Origin of the sequence: Rhodanobacter sp. MP1X3 (assembly GCF_014207165.1) — a bacterium.
Classification (GTDB): domain Bacteria; phylum Pseudomonadota; class Gammaproteobacteria; order Xanthomonadales; family Rhodanobacteraceae; genus Rhodanobacter.
Genome location: NZ_JACHCO010000008.1, coordinates 39,316 through 60,141, shown reverse-complemented (window position 1 = coordinate 60,141; position 20,826 = coordinate 39,316). Strand labels below are relative to the sequence as shown.

Genomic DNA, 20,826 nt, shown 5'->3' with positions numbered 1-20,826 from the left:
ATGTTTCGAGTACGACTATGGGCGGGGTGCATTGGCATCCTGCTTGCGTCACAGGCTTGCGCCACAGAACAACCCAGGCTGGTGCAACAGCAGGGGCGCTTCGCGCTTTTTGTCGATGGTGCACCCTATACCGTGATGGCCGCCCAACTGCACAACTCCAGCGCATGGCCCGAGATACTTCCAAGCACCTGGCCCAGCGTGGAAGCACTGCATGCAAATACTTTGGAAGCACCGGTTTACTGGGAGCAGTTCGAACCCCAACCTGGGCATTTCGACACCACCAATATCGATGCCTTGATCGATCAGTCGCGCCAACATGGCGTACGCCTGATCCTGCTCTGGTTTGGCAGCTGGAAGAACGGGCAGATGCATTACGTGCCCACCTGGATCAAGAACGACCCTGTCCATTACCCGCGTGCGCTGGACGAACACGGTGAACCCGTGGAGGATCTATCGCCTTATGCCGACGCCAACTTGCAGGCAGATAAAACCGCATTTGCGGCATTGATGCATCATCTCAAGCAGAAAGATGGCCAGCAGCACACGGTCATCCTGGTCCAGGTAGAAAACGAGCCTGGCATGATCGGCACCATTCGCGATCACGGTGCAGCCGCCAATGCGCTGTTCAATGACAAGTTGCCGGAACAGCTCGCAGCGAGCCTGCACAAGCCAACCGGCACGTGGAGCGACGTCTTCAGCGCCGATGCCGATGAGATGTTCAACGCCTATGGCGTAGCGCGCTATATCGATCAGGTGGCCGCCGCCGGCAAGGCGGAATATTCGCTGCCGATGTATGTGAATGCATGGCTGCGCTACAAGGGCAAACACCTGCCTGGCTACGATTATCCCAGCGGCGGTGCCACCTGGAACGTGCTGGATCTGTGGAAGGCCAGCGCGTCGCATATCGACTTTGTCGGCACCGATCTTTACAGCACCGATTACAACGAATTCACCAAGGTGGTCGATCAATACGCGCGATCCGACAACCCCGCATGGATTTCAGAAACAGGTTACGAGGCGGGCAACGCGCCATATTTCTTTCACGTACTCGCCAAAGGTGGCATCGGCTTTTCGATCTTTGGTGTCGACAACGACGAGGACACGCCGAAGCGGCAGGCCGCAACCGCCGCGCACGCTCGCAACTTCCAACTGGTCGGGGCGATGCAACGGCAGGTGGCGCAGGCGGCCTTTGACGGCCAGCTCTTTGCAGCGGTGGAACAGCCTGGCCAACCGCAAAAGACGTTGGATCTCGGCCGCTGGCAGGCCAGGGTTTCTTTTGGCGCTCCCATGTGGGGAGACGCGCCTGCCGAGCTCCCCGGCAATCCTTCCGCCGATGGCCACCTGCTGATCATTCGACAAAGTGCCACCGAGTTTCTGGTGGCCGGCATCAATGCGCGTGTGGAGTTCGAGCGGCATGACGACGATCATCGTCACGGCCAACTGCTTCGCGTCGAGCAAGGCAGCTTCGTCAACGGCCAGTGGCAGGTAAAGCGCCTCTGGAACGGTGACGAAACCGACTATGGACTCAATTTCGGCACACAGCCCACGATGCTTCGAGTAACCGTGGGAAGTTACTGAAAAAGCCTCTCGCTCTACTGTCGAACGTGGCGAGGTGATCAACAGCTTTGCTGTTACAACGCCACCGGCTGATGTGTCTTCATCGATTGCCGCAAGGCGATGGCGATTCGGGTCGCCTCGGCCGCGTCTTCCAGGGTGAGATCGAACGGTGTGTTATCCAGCACCGCATCGACGAAATGCACGCACTGCGCGTGGAAGGCATCACCGAAACGCTCGAAGAAACTGGGGGCAGACAATGCACGCACGCCGTGCGCATCGGCGATTTCGACACGGTCCATGCGTGGATTGCGGCCGATACTGAGTTTGCCGGCAGTACCGGTGATATCGGTATGCGTGTCGTGTCCGTGGGCCTGTGTGCGCGAGGCGTGGAACATCGCCATGCAGCCGTTTTCAAATTCGCAGATCGCCACACCGTTGTCGATGTCGCCCAGCGCCTTCAGCTCTTCGTACACGGCAACCGTACCGCTGGCATACGCGCGAATGGCCTTGGGACGGCCCAACAGCCAGCGCGCCAGATCGACGTCGTGCACGCTGCAGTCCAGGAACAGGCCGCCGCTGGTCGGTGCGAATTTGACGAAGGCGCCGCTGGGATCGAGCAGGTCGGCGGTCTGCGAATACACCATGAAGGGTTTGCCGATGACACCTGCCTCGATCTGCGCTTTGGCATCGCGATAGCTCGCATCGAAATGTCGGACGAAACCGACCATCGCACGCAGCTGCGGATAACGCGCCGCGTGTGCCACCGTGCGCTGGCAGGCTTCCAGCTCGAGCGACAGCGGCTTCTCGCAGAACACGTGCTTGCCGGCATCGAGCGCCTGCTCGATCTGATTGGCGTGCAGTGATGTTGGTGTCACCAGAAACACGGCATCCAGCGCGGGATCGGCAAGCATCTGGGTGTAATCGCTGTAGCTGCTTTCCACGCCCAGCGTGTCACGTGCCCAGTTGATTTCTTCTTCCAGCGGGCTGCATACGGCTGCCAATCTCGCACGCGGGACGTTGCGCGCCAGGTTTTCCGCGTAGCGCCGGCCCAGCCGCCCTAGCCCAGCCAGGCCAATGGTAAGAATTTTCTGATTCATGCGGGAACTCGATGAGATATGTCAATGAAGAGCAGGCAAGCGCGCCCGCGATTTTTGATCGTCATGCAAAGGCACCCGTCGTGGGAACGCTCGATGCGCAACCGCGAGGAATCACCCTCCGGGATTCCTCGCTTCCTGATACCCGCTCACACGCTTATATGGAGCAGTCCAGCGCCTTGCCTTCCTTCCATGAGCGCGTGGCCAGCTCGGCCAATTCCAGCGACTTGATGCCATCGGCAATCGTGGTGCGCACCGGTGTGCCGTTGCTCAGGGCGTCGAAGAAATGCGCGATCTCCAGCGCATATGCATCGCGGTAGCGCTCGAGAAAAAAGTGCTCGGGTTTGTCGGTGCTGATCGACTGCTCACCCCATGCCACCACCTGGGTCGGACGCACGTTGCCGGCCTGCAGCAAGCCCTTGCTGCCCAGTACTTCGAAGCGCTGGTCGTAGCCGTAGGCGGCCCGGCGTGACGTGTTGATCTGGCACAGACCGCCGCTTCTGGTGCGGATGGTGACGGTGGCCTGCGTGATATCGCCGGCCGCAGCTACTTCGGGAAAGCCCAGGCTTCCACCAGTGGCATACACGCTTACCGCCTCACCACCGAGAATCCAGCGGAAGATGTCGAAGTCGTGGATCAGCATGTCCTTGAACACGCCACCGGAGCGCTCGATGTAGGACACCGGCGGTGGTGCCGGATCGCGGCTGGTGATCACCAACATCTCGGCATCACCGATTTCGCCGGCTTCCAGGCGCGCTTTCAGCGCAGCAAACGTCGGATCGAAGCGGCGCTGGAAACCGACCATGCAGACTACGCCGGCTTTCTTTACCGCAGTTTCGCACTCACGCGCGCGCTGCACATCGAGATCGACCGGCTTCTCGCAGAAGATCGCCTTGCCGGCGGCCGCAGAGCGCAGGATCAAGTCGGCATGCGTGTCGGTGCTGGAACCGATCACCACGGCGCCGATGGCTGGATCACTCAACGCCTCTTCCACCGACACCACCTTGGCGCCTAGTTCGGCGGCCAGCGCGTCGGCCGATGGCGCATGCGTGTCGACCACGTATTTCAGTTTTGCCTGCGGGTGACGCTTCACGTTGGCGGCATGGATCTTGCCGATACGGCCGGCACCAAAAACGGCTACTTCAATCATCGTATTCTCCAGGGGGTGTGGTTTCTTCAACAGTCAGTTCAAGCTTGTAAGCCAGCGCGACAAACAGCGCCTGGCACAGGCAAATGGTGCTCGTCAGCGCGCGAAAGGCGAAGGCACTCCCCTCGCGAACTTTGAGCAATACGCTGGCGTGGCGGGCCAGTGGCCCCATGCCGCTTTCGGTAATCGCCAGCACCTTCGCCTTGTGCTGGCTGGCTATGCGCGCGCAGTAGAGCGTTTCTTTTCCATAGGGAGGAAAGCTGATGGCGATCAGCACATCGTTCTTGCCAATGCTGCGCATCTGCTCGCGATACATGCCTCCCAGACCGTTCACCAGCAACACGCGCTTGTGCGTGTGCTGCAAGGCATAAGCGATATAGCTGGCGATGGAAAAAGCACGGCGCACGGCGACCACGTAAATGGTATCGGCCTTGACCAGCAGATCCACCGCGTCCTCGAAGCTTTTCGCGTCAAACTCGCCGGCCAGATCGTCGAGCCCTGCCCGGCTGGCATCGATGAAACGCAGTGCCATCTGCGCCGGCTCCATCTGTTCGGGCCCATCCTCGATCACCCGGCGAATGCGCTGCTGGTAGCTGCGTGCCGGTGCGACTTGCGCCGTGTGTTCGCTGCGGAACACGGCCTGCATCTCGCTGTAACCGGAAAAATCGAAGCGCTGCGCAAAGCGCACCACCGCCGACGCATGCACACCGGCCCCTTCGGCGACCTCGTTGACACGCTGAAGCATGATGTTGGCGCGCTGTTCCTCGACATAACGCGCCACGTTCTGCTGCTGCCGCGGCAAGGCATCGAACTGCTCGGCAATTCGTTGCATCAGCTGTTCGACACCGCTGCTCTTGGTCATGCGTTCGGGTCCATTCGTTACGGCGGTTTGGTCACTGCAAATGTGACGGAGAGGCGCATGTTATGCATCGAATGGAATATTTATTCCAGTTTTTTTTATTGTGCAATGCAAATTGCAAATTGAAAAAAGTGGGTCCATCCTCGTCCCAGCTTCGAAACGCCCAGCCTGTCAACAGGCATGGCCCGATCTGAACCGAGCCGGCAAAACCCGGCCCAAGCGACTGGAGAGTGGCATGCAACTTCGGAAAATTTCCCTCTGCCTGGCAACCCTGCTGGCCGGTATGACCTTGACGCCAGCACTGCTGGCCGCCGACGGTCCACACGCAAATGAACGCTATGTCATGGTCAGCCACGGCGCCGATTCCGATTCCTGGTGGAACACCATCAAGAACTCGGTGAAACAGGCTGGTGAAGACTTCGGTGTACAGGTCGACTACCGCAATCCGCCCAACGGCGACCTGGCGGATATGGCGCGTCTGCTGGAACAGGCAGCCGCACGCAATTACGACGGCGTCGCGTATGACATTGCCGACTATGACGTGCTGTCCAAGCCCGCTGCAAAAATCACTGCCAAGGGCATCCCGACAGTTACCTTCAACTCCGGCACCATCGAAGAAAGCAAAAAGCTCGGTGCGATCATGCATATCGGTCAGCCGGAATACGCGGCAGGCAAAGCCGCCGGCGATCGCGCCAAGGCGCTGGGCATCAAGTCCTTCGTCTGCGTGAACCACTACGCCACCAACCAGGCCTCGTTCCAGCGCTGCAAGGGCTTTGCCGACGCCATCGGTGCCGACTTCAAGAGCTCGATGATCGACAGCGGCATGGACCCCACCGTGGTCAACAGCAAGGTCACGGCCTACCTGCGCAACCATCCGAAGACCCAGGCCATTCTCGCGTTGGGCCCGAACGCTGCCGAGCCAACCGTGCAGGCGCTGAAGCAGATGCATCTGAACGGCAAAATCTATTTTGGCACGTTCGATCTGTCGCCCGGCATCATCAACGCGATCAAGGATGGCACGATCAATTTCGCGATCGATCAGCAGCCGTACCTGCAGGGCTATATGTCGATCGCCGCCGTGGTTATCGCGCATGAAGACAAGACGACGGACAAGGACAAGATCATCGCCACGCTGAAGGCCAATCCGAAGTTCCAGATGCGCCTGAAGGAATATGGCCTGGTGCCGGTCTACAACGCCGACGGCGTCAGCTCAGGCCCGGCCTTTGTGACCAAGGACAACGTGGCCACGGTCGAGAAATACGCCGGCCAGTACCGCTAAAGCGCGTTGACCGACCGATCGTCTTGCAGCGATCGGTCGGTCAACGGCCAACACACCATCCCTCGCGCAAGCGCCGGAGATTTCATGAGTACCACGACTTCCGATATGGCCATGACCCTCGCCAAAACCCTTCCGTCGAACGCCACGCTGAAGCAGCCGAACACCACCCCACCCGGCGCAAACCCCGCTACGCCGAGTGATGAGCGCGTGCGGCGCATCTCACCATGGCGTGCACTGCTGAATCGTCCCGAGCTGGGATCGATCGCAGCCACCATTCTCGTCTTCGTGTTCTTCGGTGTGTTCGCCGGCGACTCGGGCATGTTCAACCTCGACGGCATCATGAACTGGTCGCAGGTGGCCGCTTACCTGGGCATCATCGCTGTCGGTGCCTGCATGCTGATGATTGCCGGCGAGTTCGATCTGTCGCTGGGCTCGATGATCGGCTTTGCCGGCATGATGCTGGCCGTGCCATCGATGTTTTTCGGCTGGCCCATGTGGCTGGCCGTGCTCTTTGCCTTCGGTGGATGCATGGCGCTGGGCTGGTTGAACGGCTACCTGGTGATGCGTACCAAGCTGCCCAGCTTTATTGTCACGCTCGCCTTCATGTTTATTTTGCGCGGACTCACCATCGTGCTGTCGACCCAGTTTGCCGGCAGCACCATTGTCAGCGGCGTAGGCGACAAGATCGCGCAGGACCCGGTGACCCATGCGCTGTTTCAGGGCACCACGCTGCAGGGGCTGTTTGCCTGGCTGGCACAGGTTGGTGTGATCGACAAACTGCCTAGCGGGGAACCCGTCGTCGCGGGCCTACCCAAGGTGCTGCTCTGGTGGGCGCTGGTGGCCTGCTCCGCTGGGTTCATATTGTCCAAGACACGTTTCGGCAACTGGATCTTCACCGTCGGTGGTGATGCCAACGCGGCCAAGAATGTCGGCGTGCCGGTGCGTCGGGTCAAGATCAGCCTGTTCGTGTTCACCGCCTTCTGCGCCTGCCTGTTTGCGGTACTGCAGGTTTCCGATGTCGGTTCCGCCGCGTCGGATCGCGGCCTGCAGAAAGAGTTCGAGGCGATCATCGCCGCAGTCATCGGCGGCGCCCTGCTTACCGGCGGCTACGGTTCGATTCTCGGCGCCTGCTTCGGCGCATTGATCTTCGGCGTGGTGCAGATCGGCATTTCCTACACCAACGTCAACTCTGATTGGTATCGCGTGGTGCTCGGCGCGATGCTTCTGCTCGCGGTGCTGTTCAACCATTACATCCGCTCGCGCGCAACGACCGGCAAGTGAGGATCGACTGATGGACACTCAAGTGAAAACTCCAAACAGCAGCGACGACTACATCCTGCAGATGGAAGGCGTCAGCAAATTCTTCGGCACGGTGATCTCGCTCAAGAACGTAACGCTGCGCCTTCGTCGTGGCGAAGTACATTGCCTGCTCGGCGACAATGGTGCAGGCAAGTCGACGCTGATCAAGACACTGGCCGGGGTACATAAACCCAGCGAAGGCCGCTATCTGGTCGAAGGCAACGAGGTCAGTTTCAAGTCGCCGCGTGAGGCGCTGGATTGCGGCATCGCCACGGTATACCAGGATCTGGCGCTGGTGCCGCTGATGAGCGTGGCACGCAATTTTTTTGCCGGTCGCGAACCGACCAAGAAACTGTTCGGCATGATCCCCGTGCTCGACATGCAGCTCGCCGCCAGTACCGCGGTCGACAAGCTGGCCGAGATGGGCATCCACGTGCGCTCGCCGCATCAGCCGGTGGGCACGATGTCAGGTGGGGAACGGCAATGTCTGGCGATCGCCCGCGCGATCCATTTTGGCGCGAAGGTCTTGATTCTCGATGAGCCGACCGCAGCGCTGGGTGTCAAGCAAAGCTGCAACGTGCTCAAGCTGGTGCACAAGGCGCGCGAGCGCGGCATCTCGGTGATCTTCATCACCCATAACGTGCATCACGCATACCCGATCGGTGACAGCTTCACCCTGCTCAATCGCGGACAGTCGATGGGCACCTTCGCCAAGAGCGACATCAGCAAGGAGGAAGTGCTCGACATGATGGCAGGCGGCACCGAGATCCAGAGCCTGGTCGACGAGCTTGAGGGCCGTCAGGCCGCCTGAGTAGTTCAAGTAGCACCGCCCTTCCCCCATTGCCACGTCGAGTTTTTGCACCATGACTGAACACTGCTACGATTTGATTTGCCTGGGCCGACTCGCTGTCGATCTCTATGCCCAACAGCACGGCGCGCGTCTGGAGGATGCCTCCAGCTTTGCCAAATATCTTGGCGGCTCTTCCGGCAACGCCGCCTTCGGTGCGGCGCGACTCGGGCTTCGCTCGGCGATGCTGACGCGCGTGGGCAATGACCACATGGGGCGGTTTCTCACCGAGACCTTGAGCAAGGAAGGCTGCGACACCAGCCATGTTGTCGTGGACCCGGCCCGACTGACCGGTATGGTGCTGCTCGGTATCAAGGACCGCGAAACCTTCCCGTTGATTTTCTATCGCGAAAACTGCGCCGACATGGCATTGTCGGTGGACGATATCGACGAGAACTTCATTGCCTCGAGCAAGGCGCTGGCAATTACCGGCACGCACCTTTCCACGTCCGGCACGCTGGCTGCCAGCCGCAAGGCGCTGAGCTTCGCGCGCAAGCACAACGTGCGTACCGTGCTGGATATCGACTATCGCCCGGTGTTATGGGGGCTGACCAGTCGCGGCGATGGCGAAACCCGTTTCATTGCAGATGACGGCGTCACTGCGCACCTGCAGGGTGAACTCAGTCAGTTCGACCTGATCGTCGGTACCGAGGAGGAATTCCACATCGCCGGCGGCAGCAAGGATTTGATTACGGCATTGAAAGCTGTACGCGCGGTGAGCAACGCAGCGCTCGTGGTGAAACGCGGTGCGCAGGGCTGCAGCGTGATCGAGGCAGCCATTCCTTCAGCTATTGACGACGCACCGACTTACAACGGAGCGCAGGTCGACGTACTCAACGTACTCGGAGCCGGGGATGCTTTTATCGCCGGTTTTCTTTCGGGCTGGTTGCGCGATGAGTCGATCGAACGCTGCTGCGCCTATGCCAATGCCTGCGGTGCGATCGTTGTGTCCCGTCACGGTTGCGCGCCAGCGATGCCGAGCCGAGCCGAACTCGACTATTTTCTAGCTCACGCCGAACGCCTGCAGCAGCCGGATCGCGATGAACAACTCGCCCACCTGCATCGCGTCAGCGTGGCACGACCGCACTGGGACGATTTGCACATTTTTGCGTTCGATCACCGCAGCCAGCTGTTTGAGCTGGCGAACGAGTCGAGCACCGACGAGTCACGCATCCCCAAACTGAAACAGTTGTTGGTGCAGGCTGTGGCGCGCACCGAGAAAAATCTGGGACTGACCCAGCGCATCGGTTTGCTGTGCGACGGCCGCTATGGCCAGGATGCACTCAATGACGCCACCGGCCGCGGCTGGTGGATTGGCCGCCCGGTTGAACTGCCTGGTTCGCTGCCGCTTGAATTCGAGGCTGGCCGCGCGCTGGGCAGTGAACTGATCCAGTGGCCGGTCGAACAGGTGGTCAAGTGCCTGGTGCCGTTCGATCCCGATGGCACGCCGGAACAGCGGTTGGAGCAGGAAACCCAGCTGCACGCGCTTTATGCGGCCACCCGTGCCAGCGGCCATGAACTGCTGCTGGAAGTGATTCCGCCAGCCAATCCCGCTGTGCAGGTGAGCCAGGGTGAGCGTGTGCTGCGTTCGCTCAAGCGCATCTACAACCTTGGTATCCGCCCCGAGTGGTGGAAGCTGGCGCCACTGCCGGCGCAGGACTGGGCGGCGCTCGATGCGCTGATCGCCGAACGCGATCCACACTGCCGCGGCGTATTGCTGCTTGGCCTCAACGCGCCGTTTGCCGAACTTGCCGCCGGCTTTGCCGCCGCCGCACACAGCCACAGTTGCCGTGGCTTTGCTGTGGGCCGCAGCATTTTTGTGGAGCCGGCACGTGCCTGGCTGCGCGGTGACATTGATGATGCTGCGCTGATCGAACGGGCAAGCAACAACTTTGCCGAACTGGCAGCGTTGTGGCGACAGTCTCGGGGAGAACGTGCGATATCCACATCTTCGGTTGAAAAGGCACATGGGGTGGAGGCCACCGCATGAGTGACACCGTTCGACTGACCATGGCGCAGGCGCTCGTACGCTATCTCGCCGCGCAACAGGTACGCGATGACGATGGCCAGATCGTATCGTTGTTCGGCGGTGTGTTCGCGATCTTTGGCCACGGTAACGTCGCTGGGCTTGGCGAGGCACTCCATCAGCAGCGCGAGATCCTGCCAACGTATCGCGCGCACAACGAACAAGGCATGGCCAATGCCGCCATCGCCTTTGCCAAGGCGCACATGCGCCGCCGCATGATGGCGGTCACCAGCTCGATCGGACCGGGCGCCACCAATCTGGTGACGTCGGCCGCGTTGGCTCACGTCAATCGGCTCCCTGTTTTATTGCTGCCCGGCGACATCTTTGTGTCGCGCGCACCCGACCCGGTTCTGCAGCAGCTGGAAGATTTCTCCGATGGCACGGTCAGCGTCAACGACTGCCTGCGTCCGGTATCGCGCTATTTCGATCGCATCGTGAAGCCCGAGCAACTGCTCACCGCGTTGCCGCGTGCCCTGCGCGTACTGACCGATCCAGCTCTGTGCGGTCCGGTGACGCTGGCGCTGCCGCAGGACGTGCAGACCGAAGCCTACGACTGGCCGGAAAGTTTTTTCGCACCGCGCATCCATGCATTCCGCGCGTTGCCCGCAGCACCCGACGAAATTGCCGCTGCGGCAGCTGCCCTCCGTGCGGCCAAGCGTCCCGTGCTCATCGCCGGCGGAGGTGTGCTCTATAGCAAGGCCAGCGCGTCATTGCTGAGCTTCGCCGAAAGCCACGGCGTCCCGGTCGCCGAGACGCAGGCCGGCAAGGGCGCGCTGGCCTGGGATCATCCGCTGCAGCTGGGGCCGGCAGGCGTATGCGGTTCCACCGCAGCCAATGCTTTGCTGGCCAATGCCGACGTCGTGCTCGCCGTAGGCACGCGGCTGCAGGATTTCACCACCGGCTCCAACGCGCTGTTTGCTGGTGCCCACATCATCACGCTCAACGTCAACGGCTACGACACGCTCAAGGGTGGCGGGTTGGAAATCCTTGCCGATGCGCGGCTTGGCCTAGATGGGCTTTCCAGCGCATTGAATGGCTGGCGTACCGACAGCCAGTGGAACGGCAACGCCAAGCATGAAGCCGACGGCTGGCGCGATATCGTCAGCACCATCACCGAACAGCGCGAGTTGCCGGATGGCACTCTCCCCTACGACGGTGAAATCATCGGTGCCGTGCAGCGCTCGCATCCGCAGTCGATGCAGAACGACATCGTGGTCTGCGCGGCGGGCACGCTGCCGGCGGAGCTTGAAAAACTCTGGCGCACGACAACTCCTGGCGGCTATCACATGGAGTACGGCTACTCCTGCATGGGCTATGAGATTGCCGGCGGTCTGGGCGTAAAGATGGCCAAACCCGACCACGAGGTCATCGTGATGCTGGGCGATGGCAGCTATCTGATGCTGAATGCCGAAATCGCCACCTCGGTGATGCTGGGCATGAAGCTAATCATCGTGGTGCTCGATAACCGTGGCTACGGCTGCATCAATCGTTTGCAGCAGGCCTGTGGCGGAGCACCGTTCAACAATATGTGGGACGACTGCCTGCAAGGCGAAGAAGGTGCACCTGCCATCGACTTTGCCGCCCACGCACGTGCGATGGGTGCCGAGGCCGAGCACGTCGGCAGCATCGCCGAACTTGAGCAGGCGTTGACGCGAGCCCGTGCAGCCAAGCGGACTTATCTGATCTCGATCAATACCGACCACCGCCGCACCACCGAACAAGGTGGCACCTGGTGGGAAGTAGCAGTACCTGAAGTATCAACGCGCACGGCGGTACTCGATGCACGCCACGATTACGAACTAGCCAAACAACAACAGCGGTCTCATGCCGCGCAAGCAAAATTAGAGCAGGTGAAATCCGATGTCTGAGATTCTGGAAGTAAAGATCGGTATCAATCCGATCAGCTGGAGCAACGACGACCTGCCCTCGCTGGGCGGTGAAATACCGCTATCCACGGCCTTGAGCGAAGGCCGCGAGATCGGCTACCAGGGCTTCGAACTGGGCAACAAGTTTCCCAAGGACCCCGCTGCGCTACGCGAGCTGATGGCCGGCTATCAGTTGGACGTAGTCTCCGGCTGGTACTCCGGCCGTCTGGCCACGCGATCGGTGGAGGAAGAAATTGCCGCCGTGGAATCGCATCTCAACCTGCTCGCCGAGAATGGCTGCAAGGTGATGGTCTACGGCGAGGTCGCCAACGCGATCCAGGGCGAGCGCAAGGTGCCGCTATACAAGCGTCCGCATTTTGACGATGACGCGTTCAAGCGCTACGGTGAGCGGCTCACTGCGTTCGGCAAACACTTGCTGACGCGCGGTGTGCGACTGGGCTATCACCATCACATGGGCGCCTATGTTGAATCGCCGGACGATATCGATCGCGTGATGGCTTACACCGGCGAGGACGTTGGCCTGCTGTTCGACTCCGGCCATGCGTATTTCGGCGGTGGTGATCCATTGACCATTCTGGGCAAGCACATCGGCCGCGTCTGTCACGTTCACTGCAAGGACGTGCGCCCGGCGATCATCCGTCATGCGCGTAATCGTCAGTGGAGTTTTCTGGACTCCGTGTTAAACGGCGTATTCACCGTACCGGGTGATGGCGCCATCGATTTCGCCGGCATCATCGAGCTGCTGCGCAAAAATCATTACAAGGGTTGGCTGATCGTCGAGGCCGAGCAAGACCCTGCCGTCGCCCCAAGCTACGCCTACGCCAGTCTGGGTTATCGCACGCTGCGCGGACTGGTTGACGGCGTCCGCACGAAGGAGGCCGCATGAGCCTGCTGGTCAAATCGACCCCGAATGGTCGCGCTATCGTCAAGGTCACACCGGAATCAGCCGGATGGAAGCATGTCGGTTTCGAAGGCGTGCGACTCGCTGCAGGCGAATCGCTGAATCTCGATTTGCCATTCGACCGCGAAGGCTGCCTGGTCGTGCTTACTGGCCGCATCGACGTTTCCGTAGGTGAAGAGAACTGGAAGAATCTGGGCGGCCGCGCCAGCGTATTCGACGATCGCTCGACCGATGCGGTCTACGCGCCGCCCGGTTCGACGTTTGTGATTCATGCGCACGACGCTGCCGAGCTTGCCCTTGCGAGTGCGCCGGCAACGGGAAAGCATCCAGCACGATTGATCCCTGCGGCAAGCATGAAACGCATGGTTCGCGGCCAGGGCAGCAACACCCGCTACGTGTGCGACGTGCTGCCTGAAACCGAACCGGCCGAATCGCTGCTGGTGGTCGAGGTAGTGACACCAGCCGCCAACTCATCCAGCTATCCACCGCACAAGCACGACACCGATAACCTGCCGGTGGAAAGCTCGCTGGAGGAAACCTATTACCACCGGATCGATCCGCCACAAGGTTTTGCCTTTCAGCGCGTCTACACCGATGAACGCGATCTCGATGAATCGATGGCCGTAGGCGATCACGACGTGGTGATGGTGCCACGCGGCTACCACCCGGTGGTGATGCCGCACGGTTACCGCGGCTATTACCTCAATGTAATGGCTGGCCCGCATCGCGAGTGGCATTTCAAGAATGATCCGGCGCACGACTGGCTGATGCCGCGCTGATTGTTTTGCAACAAGCCAGACCGTCTTGATCCAACAACGCTTTTCATGGAACCACCCACTATGTCTGCCCAACTCTCCCCCTCCCCTGCTCCCATCCATATCGGCCACTACATCAGCGGCCGTCATCAGGCTGGCAAAGGTTCGACCGTCCCGAGCTACAACCCGGCCAGCGGTGAAGTGATCGGTGCTGTGGCGCTGGCCGATACCCATGAAGTGGATGTCGCCGTGCAGTCTGCATTGGCCGCCTTTCCCTCGTGGTCGCAGACGCCGCCGCTGAGGCGCGCACGCGTGATGTTCCGCTTCAAGGAGCTGATCGAGCGTGACATGGACAAACTCGCCGCTGCGATCACCCGTGAACACGGCAAGGTGATGTCCGATGCCAAAGGTGAGCTGGTGCGCGGCTTGGAGGTGGTGGAATACGCCTGCGGCATTCCCGAACTGCTCAAGGGCGACTACACCGAGCAGATCGCCAACGGCATCGACGCGTGGACCATGCGCCAGGCGCTCGGCGTATGTGCCGGCATCACACCATTCAACTTCCCTGCCATGGTGCCGATGTGGATGTTCCCGATGGCCATCGCCTGCGGCAACACCTTCGTGCTCAAGCCGTCCGAGCGCGATCCTTCTACGGCACTGTTGCTCGCTGCGCTGCTTACCGAAGCCGGTCTGCCCGATGGCGTATTCAATGTCGTGCAGGGTGACAAGGGCGCCGTCGACGCGCTGCTTGATCACAAGGATATTCGAGCCATCAGTTTCGTTGGCTCGACGCCCATCGCCGAATACATCTATGCGCGTGGCACTTCCAACGGCAAGCGCGTGCAGGCACTCGGCGGCGCCAAGAACCACATGATCGTAATGCCCGATGCGGACATGGATAAAACCGTTGATGCACTGATGGGCGCCGGTTATGGCGCCGCCGGCGAACGCTGCATGGCTATTTCTGTGGCGGTTGCCGTTGGTGAAACGACAGCCAATACGCTGGTTGAAAAATTGGCGCCCAAGGTGCGTGCATTGCGCATCGGCGACGGCATGGACGAGACGATCGAGATGGGTCCCGTCGTGACCAGCCAGCATCGCGACAAGATCACCGGTTATATCGATGACGGTGAAGCGGCTGGTGCGGAATTGGTGGTTGATGGTCGCGGCCATCGCGTCGCTGGCTGCGAGCAGGGTTTCTTTCTCGGCGGAACGCTGTTCGATCACGTCACGTCATCGATGCGCATTTACAAGGAAGAGATATTTGGTCCCGTGCTGTGCGTGGTCCGCGTACCCGATTTCGCCAGCGCGCTGGCGCTGGTCGATCAGCATGAATACGGCAACGGCACAGCGATCTTCACCCGTGATGGCCACGTCGCACGCGAATTTGCGCATCGAGTACAGGTCGGCATGATTGGCATCAACGTACCTATTCCTGTACCGATGGCGTTTCACAGTTTCGGTGGCTGGAAAAAGAGCTTGATGGGCGATCACCATGCGCATGGCCCCGAGGCAGTGCGCTTCTACACGCGTCAGAAGGCGGTGACGCAGCGCTGGTTGGCAGATAAAGAGATTGCTGGCGCCGAATTTGCCATGCCGACGCATTGAGTCGTGATTGCTGCGCATGGTGGCGGTTATTTTTCCTGCAACGCAACATGAAAAAACACAATAGGCATCACGTACTTGCTCATTGAGCGCAGTGATTATTCGTTCGAAAATGCCGGTAACAAAAAAATAATAAACATTAAAAGTGACAGGCGAATTTTCACTTTTGTCTGTTGAAAAATTCACAACGCAACAACGCAACAAATCGCTTCACCATTCGGCATATCACCATTGGGAGAGATGGCATCATGGCTTCAACACTACGCAAAAAACCGCTCGCTTGGGCAGTAGCATTCGCTGGCCTGGGTCTGGCCATGGGTCTCGTCGCTCCGCAGGCGCGCGCGGCTGATGATCTCACCACCAGCCCTTATCTTTTCGGTGACTGGAATGGCGAGCGAACTCGTCTCGCCGATGAAGGCATTACCTTCGATCTCGGCTACGGTGGTGAAGCGGCGCATAACTTTACCGGCGGCGACGCCCACCTGACCCGTTACACGGACCAGTGGAAAGGTGGCGTGGCGCTGGATCTGGACAAGCTGTGGGGCTGGCACGGCGCCACCTTCCGCATGATGATCACCGATCGTAACGGTCGCAACCTCGGCGCCGACGCCGATATCGGCAACAACCAGCTGATCCAGGAAGTCTATGGTCGCGGTCAGACCTGGCACCTGACCGAATTCTCACTGGAACAGAAATTCTTCGACGGCGCGCTGGTAGTGAAGGCCGGTCGTCTGCCAGTCGGTTCAGATTTCGCCGCTTTCTCCTGCGACTTCCAGAACCTTACCTTCTGCGGCGCACAGCCGGGCAATATTGTCGGTAATTACTGGGTCAACTGGCCGACCAGCCAGTGGGCCGTCAACATCAAGCTCAATACCACCAAAGAAACCTACGTAATGTTGGGTGCGTATCAGGTCAATCCGAACTACGTGAATAACCAGTACGCCGAGAGCAAGGGCCTGATTCCGGACTTCCCCGGCGGCACCACCGGCGCCCTGATTCCATTGGAATTCGGCTGGGCACCGACCGCCGACGGCCTGCCGGGCAGTTACAAGTTCGGTGTCTGGTACAACACATCGAAGGGCTCGGACCTCTATTACGACATCAACCACGATCCGGCTGGCGAAACAGGCCTGCCGGCGCTGCAACGTGATGGCGAGTACGGCGCTTACATCAACTTCATCCAGCAGGTCAGCGGTGACGCGGGCGGCACTGGCACGTCGATCTTCCTCAACGTATCGCAGGCGGATCGCAATACGGCAGCTACCGATCGCCAGATTTCGCTGGGCATGGAATACAAGGGTCCGTTTGCACGTGCCAATGACATGATCGGCTTCGCGGTGGGCGCCACGAATGCCAACAGTCGCTATGCCGATTACATCAAAGAGAACAATGCCCGCACGGGAGAGGACGTCATTGTCGGCGACGGCAACGAATACGTCACCGAGTTGTTCTACAGCTGGTCGCCGATTCCATCGGTCTACCTGCGCCCCAACCTGCAGTACATCCTGCATCCGGGTGGCACCAGCGAGAACAGCAACGCGTTCGTGCTCGGCCTGAAGATGGGCTTCACGTTCTGATTTCATCGTTCGACGGTGTTATTGAGTCGGCACCAAAGAAAAAGCATCCCGGCCTGTGCCGGGATGCTTTTTTACGGCCAACCATTTATCGCTGAACTGGCATACGTTTTTGTCGACGACAAGCATGCGCGCCATTTGATATCGTCAATCCAGAATCATCCTGGATTCCTTCGACTTAACACGTCTTTATTTATGCTAATTCTTTTTTTGCTTCGCGGCGGCTACGGTTTCCTATGACACGCATCGTTGTTGTCGGCAGCATCAACATGGATTTGGTCACGCTGGCGCCGCGCTTTCCGGCACCAGGCGAAACCTTGACGGCTGATCACTTTCTCACCGTACACGGCGGCAAAGGTGCCAATCAGGCCGTGGCAGCCGCTCGACTCGGTGCTCAGGTGGCACTCATCGGGGCACTCGGTGATGATGCGTTCGGTGGCCAACTACGGCTAGGGCTCACGGATGAAGGCATCGATCTGGAACACGTCCGTTCGATCGACAACTGCGCCAGTGGCACCGCGTCCATCACTGTGGCGCAGGGCGACAACCATATCCTCGTGGTACCTGCTGCCAATGCCAGAGTTACACCCGAGCAAGTCGAGCACGCGAAATCGCTGATCGAACGCGCCGATGCGGTGCTGGTGCAGATGGAAATTCCTCTTGAGACAGTGGAAGCCACCGTACGACTCGGTCATCAGCTTGGCGTGCCGGTGATCCTCAACCCCGCTCCCGCTCAACCATTGTCACCCGAGTGGCTGAAGCTCGCCCGCTACGTCACACCCAACCAGCATGAACTGGCGACGCTGCTAGACGCCGATTCGAGCGAAGATTTTCGTGCGCTGATGCGGCGCGCCCCTTGCCCCGTCGTGCTGACGCGCGGCGATGAAGGTGCCTGGTATAGCGAAGACGGTGAACCGATGCATCAGCGCGGGTTTCATGTCGACGTGGTCGACACCACGGGCGCTGGCGACACCTTCAATGCGGCGTTGGCTGTTTTTCTGCACGAAGGTCTGGCCATCGCGGTGAAAAAGGCTTGCGCCGCAGCTGCGCTGTCCGTGTCACGGCTCGGCGCACAAGGCGGTATGCCGCGATTGTACGAGGTCGAAGCACTATTGGAACAGCAGCCATGAGGCGATCGGGACTTCTGCACGCCGAACTCAACCGGCTGATTGCCGCGATGGGCCATACCGACACCCTGGTCATTGCCGATGTCGGCCTGCCCGTTCCTCCGGGCGTACCTTGCATCGATCTGGCCGTGCTGCCGGGCATACCAAGCTTTGCGCAGGTATTCGGCGCCATCCACGCAGAGCTTGCCGTGGAAGCGGTGACGTTTGCCAGTGAAATCCATCAGCACAACCCCGCGCTGGTGCGCTTGAGTGACCAACTGAAAAGCGAAGGCACGACGGTGGACGAAACCAGCCACGAATCGTTCAAGCAGCGCTGTGCGCAGGCGCGGGCGGTAGTGCGTACCGGCGAAACCGCACCGTATGCCAATGTCATCCTGCATGCAGGTGTCACGTTTTGAATTCGCCCGTCCCCAGCCCTGCCATCAGTACGCCTCTCGTCACCATGCGCGGCATCCGCAAAGCTTTCGGTCCGGTCAAGGTGCTGGAAGGCGTTGACTTCGAGCTGCTGCCTGGCGAAGTGCATGCGCTGATGGGCGAGAATGGCGCTGGAAAATCCACACTGATGAAAGTACTCACCGGTGTGCACAAGGCAGACGCCGGCGAGATCGAAGTAGATGGCCAAACGGTATCGATGGGTTCGACCACGGATGCCGAGAAACACGGTATCGCGATCATCCATCAGGAACTCAACCTGATTCCCCATCTGAGCGTGACCGAGAATCTTTTTCTGGGTCGCGAGCTGAACACCTTCGGCTTGCTGCATCGGCGCGCGATGCGCCAGCGTGCGCGCGAATGGTTGGCCCACGTAGGCATGCAGTCGATCGATCCCGACCTTCCTGTAGCGCGACTCTCGGTCGGCCAGCAGCAGATGATCGAGATCGCCAAGGCGCTGGGCCAGAACGCTCGCGTGCTGATCATGGACGAGCCGACCGCTGCGCTCAGCGAACGCGAAACCGATACGCTGTTCGCCTTGATCCGCGAGCTGCGCAGCAAGGGCACCGGCATCGTCTATGTATCGCATCGCATGGAGGAGATCTTCGTGCTGTGCGATCGCATTTCGGTGCTGCGCGATGGTCATTTCGTCGGCAGTCGCCCAATCCCAGGCCTGAGCCTGGATGAGGTCGTGCAGATGATGGTCGGCCGCAGCCTCGAGGCACGATTTCCCACCCGTGAAGTCACGCCTGGCGAGATCCTGCTCAAGGTCGAACAACTCGGCGACAAGCATGTGCATGACATCAGCTTCGATCTGCGCGCCGGTGAGGTGCTTGGAGTTGCCGGATTGATGGGGGCGGGTCGCACCGAGTTGGCCCGGTTGCTGTTCGGTCTGGACAAGGCGACTCATGGCCGCGTGTTGCTGGACGGCCAGCCCATTCATACCCGCACACCAGTACAGGCGATTCACGCCGGCCTCGGTTTTGTCACCGAGGATCGCAAAGCCCAGGGACTGGTGCTGGATCTCAGCTTGCGCGAAAACATCAGTCTGCCGCGCGTTCCATCGCGTGCCGGCATCATTGATCGCGCGACGGAAAAGCGACAGACCCAGGGCCTGATCGAACAGCTGAAAATCCGCACCCGCGACATGGAGTTGCCGGTGCGAGCGCTATCCGGCGGCAATCAGCAGAAAGTGGTGCTGGCCAAATGGCTGGCACTGAAACCACGCGTGCTGATTCTCGACGAGCCGACCCGTGGCGTGGATGTCGGCGGCAAGGCCGAGATTTACCAGATCATCAATCAGCTGGTGAAGAACGGCGTGGCGATCCTGATGATCTCCTCCGAGCTGCCCGAGGTACTGGCGATGAGCGATCGCATCCTGGTCATGCATGAGGGGCATGCCACCGCCCTGCTTGATGCCGCCACGGCCACCCAGGAAACCGTAATGCTCGCCGCCACCGGCGGCCATTGAACATGATGAGTACGAATGTAATGACCAACAGATTTTCTTTTGGCAACGGCGCTGCGCTGTTGCAACGACTGGGTTCGGTGATCGGCCTGCTATTGCTGCTGATCGCACTCAGCGTACTCAGCCCCGACTTTCTCAATGCCGGCAATCTGCTCACCGTGCTGCGCCAGGTATCGATCAATGCGTTGATCGCCTTCGGCATGACTTTCGTGATCCTCGCCGGCGGCATCGATTTGTCGGTCGGCGCGATCCTCGCCTTTACCGGCGCGATCACCGCCGGTGTGATGGCGTCCGGCCACGGCATGCTACTGGCTATTGGCGTCGGCCTGGGCCTTGGTCTGCTACTGGGCGTGATCAACGGCGTGCTGGTCTCGTGGGGACGCGTGGCGCCCTTCATCGCCACGCTGGGCACGATGACCTTGCTGCGTGGTCTGACGCTTTCATATACGCAAGGCCAGCCGATTGGCGTGTCCAACAACAGCTTTGCATTGCTCGGCGATGGCTATATCGCGCATCTGATTCCCAACCCGGTGGTGTGGATGTTCGGCGTGTTTCTGCTCTGCGCGTTCCTGCTGCGCGGCACCGTATTCGGCCGTCACGTGTTTGCACTGGGCGGTAACGAAGAAGCTGCGCGGCTGTCTGGCGTACGTATCAACGCGATGAAGCTGGGTGTGTATGGCCTGTCGGGCCTGCTTTCCGCATTCGCCGGGATCGTGCTCACCTCGCGCCTCTACTCGGCACAGGCCACCGCCGGCAGCGGTTACGAACTGGATGCCATCGCCGCCGTGGTGCTTGGCGGCACAAGCCTGGCCGGCGGACGCGGATGGCTGTTCGGTACGCTGGTCGGCGCACTGCTGATCGGCTTCTTGAACAACGGCCTCAACCTGCTTGGCGTGTCGTCCTTCTACCAGCAGGTGGTCAAGGGTGCGGTGATTCTTGTCGCCGTATTGCTGGATCGTCGCAAGTAAAT

General features: G+C 60.2%; 17 protein-coding genes. 14 read left to right on the top strand and 3 right to left on the bottom strand.

Annotated elements, in window-relative coordinates:
* Window positions 1–1,578, top strand: a complete 1,578-nt coding sequence (locus HDE79_RS18555; protein WP_255488510.1) for a DUF5597 domain-containing protein — start codon at window positions 1–3, stop codon at window positions 1,576–1,578.
* A 53-nt stretch (window positions 1,579–1,631) separates the two neighbouring features.
* Here HDE79_RS18555 and HDE79_RS18550 read toward each other — a convergent pair whose 3' ends face one another.
* From HDE79_RS18550 to HDE79_RS18540, 3 genes are all read right to left on the bottom strand, one after another.
* Entirely contained in the window at window positions 1,632–2,654 is a 1,023-nt protein-coding gene (locus HDE79_RS18550; RefSeq protein WP_184604233.1) for a Gfo/Idh/MocA family oxidoreductase, read from the bottom strand.
* Between the two features lie 154 nt (window positions 2,655–2,808).
* Window positions 2,809–3,801 carry an inositol 2-dehydrogenase gene (gene iolG / locus HDE79_RS18545; protein WP_184604232.1) on the bottom strand — a complete coding sequence of 331 codons (993 nt, stop codon included), beginning with the start codon at window positions 3,799–3,801 and terminating at the stop codon, window positions 2,809–2,811.
* Window positions 3,794–4,660, bottom strand: a complete 867-nt coding sequence (locus HDE79_RS18540) for a MurR/RpiR family transcriptional regulator (RefSeq protein ID WP_221437680.1) — start codon at window positions 4,658–4,660, stop codon at window positions 3,794–3,796. The genes iolG and HDE79_RS18540 overlap by 8 nt, the downstream gene beginning before the upstream one ends.
* A gap of 232 nt (window positions 4,661–4,892) precedes the next feature.
* Here HDE79_RS18540 and HDE79_RS18535 point away from each other — a divergent pair, with 232 nt between their 5' ends.
* The 13 genes from HDE79_RS18535 to HDE79_RS18475 all read left to right on the top strand — a co-directional run bounded on the left by HDE79_RS18535 (window position 4,893) and on the right by HDE79_RS18475 (window position 20,824).
* Window positions 4,893–5,936 carry a sugar ABC transporter substrate-binding protein gene (locus HDE79_RS18535; RefSeq protein ID WP_184604230.1) on the top strand — a complete coding sequence of 348 codons (1,044 nt, stop codon included), beginning with the start codon at window positions 4,893–4,895 and terminating at the stop codon, window positions 5,934–5,936.
* Between the two features lie 84 nt (window positions 5,937–6,020).
* On the top strand, window positions 6,021–7,217 hold the full coding sequence (locus HDE79_RS18530) for an ABC transporter permease (RefSeq protein ID WP_221440249.1): 1,197 nt from the start codon (window positions 6,021–6,023) through the stop codon (window positions 7,215–7,217).
* Between the two features lie 22 nt (window positions 7,218–7,239).
* Window positions 7,240–8,046: an ATP-binding cassette domain-containing protein gene (locus tag HDE79_RS18525; RefSeq protein WP_221440248.1), complete on the top strand. Its 807-nt coding sequence runs from the start codon at window positions 7,240–7,242 to the stop codon at window positions 8,044–8,046.
* Window positions 8,047–8,098: 52 nt separating this feature from the next.
* Window positions 8,099–10,072: a 5-dehydro-2-deoxygluconokinase gene (gene iolC, locus HDE79_RS18520; RefSeq protein ID WP_184604227.1), complete on the top strand. Its 1,974-nt coding sequence runs from the start codon at window positions 8,099–8,101 to the stop codon at window positions 10,070–10,072.
* Window positions 10,069–11,976, top strand: a complete 1,908-nt coding sequence (gene iolD, locus HDE79_RS18515) for a 3D-(3,5/4)-trihydroxycyclohexane-1,2-dione acylhydrolase (decyclizing) (RefSeq protein WP_184604225.1) — start codon at window positions 10,069–10,071, stop codon at window positions 11,974–11,976. Before iolC ends, iolD begins: the two co-directional genes overlap by 4 nt.
* Window positions 11,969–12,880: a myo-inosose-2 dehydratase gene (iolE, locus tag HDE79_RS18510; protein ID WP_184604223.1), complete on the top strand. Its 912-nt coding sequence runs from the start codon at window positions 11,969–11,971 to the stop codon at window positions 12,878–12,880. Before iolD ends, iolE begins: the two co-directional genes overlap by 8 nt.
* The gene (gene iolB / locus HDE79_RS18505) at window positions 12,877–13,674 is read left to right on the top strand and encodes a 5-deoxy-glucuronate isomerase (RefSeq protein ID WP_184604221.1); all 798 of its coding nucleotides are present in this window, start codon (window positions 12,877–12,879) and stop codon (window positions 13,672–13,674) included. The genes iolE and iolB overlap by 4 nt, the downstream gene beginning before the upstream one ends.
* A 60-nt stretch (window positions 13,675–13,734) precedes the next feature.
* A complete protein-coding gene (locus HDE79_RS18500; RefSeq protein ID WP_184604220.1) occupies window positions 13,735–15,258 on the top strand; it encodes a CoA-acylating methylmalonate-semialdehyde dehydrogenase in 1,524 nt (507 codons plus the stop codon).
* A 245-nt stretch (window positions 15,259–15,503) separates the two neighbouring features.
* Window positions 15,504–16,832 carry a carbohydrate porin gene (locus HDE79_RS18495; protein ID WP_184604218.1) on the top strand — a complete coding sequence of 443 codons (1,329 nt, stop codon included), beginning with the start codon at window positions 15,504–15,506 and terminating at the stop codon, window positions 16,830–16,832.
* A 233-nt stretch (window positions 16,833–17,065) separates the two neighbouring features.
* On the top strand, window positions 17,066–17,959 hold the full coding sequence (gene rbsK / locus HDE79_RS18490) for a ribokinase (RefSeq protein WP_184604216.1): 894 nt from the start codon (window positions 17,066–17,068) through the stop codon (window positions 17,957–17,959).
* Window positions 17,956–18,354 carry a D-ribose pyranase gene (gene rbsD / locus HDE79_RS18485; RefSeq protein ID WP_184604214.1) on the top strand — a complete coding sequence of 133 codons (399 nt, stop codon included), beginning with the start codon at window positions 17,956–17,958 and terminating at the stop codon, window positions 18,352–18,354. Before rbsK ends, rbsD begins: the two co-directional genes overlap by 4 nt.
* Window positions 18,351–19,859 (top strand): sugar ABC transporter ATP-binding protein, encoded by a 1,509-nt coding sequence (locus HDE79_RS18480; protein WP_255488503.1) that lies wholly within the window; start codon window positions 18,351–18,353, stop codon window positions 19,857–19,859. Before rbsD ends, HDE79_RS18480 begins: the two co-directional genes overlap by 4 nt.
* Before the next feature lie 20 nt (window positions 19,860–19,879).
* Window positions 19,880–20,824, top strand: coding sequence for a ribose ABC transporter permease (locus tag HDE79_RS18475; protein WP_184604205.1), 945 nt, complete (start codon window positions 19,880–19,882; stop codon window positions 20,822–20,824).
* The last annotated feature ends 2 nt before the right edge of the window (window positions 20,825–20,826 follow it).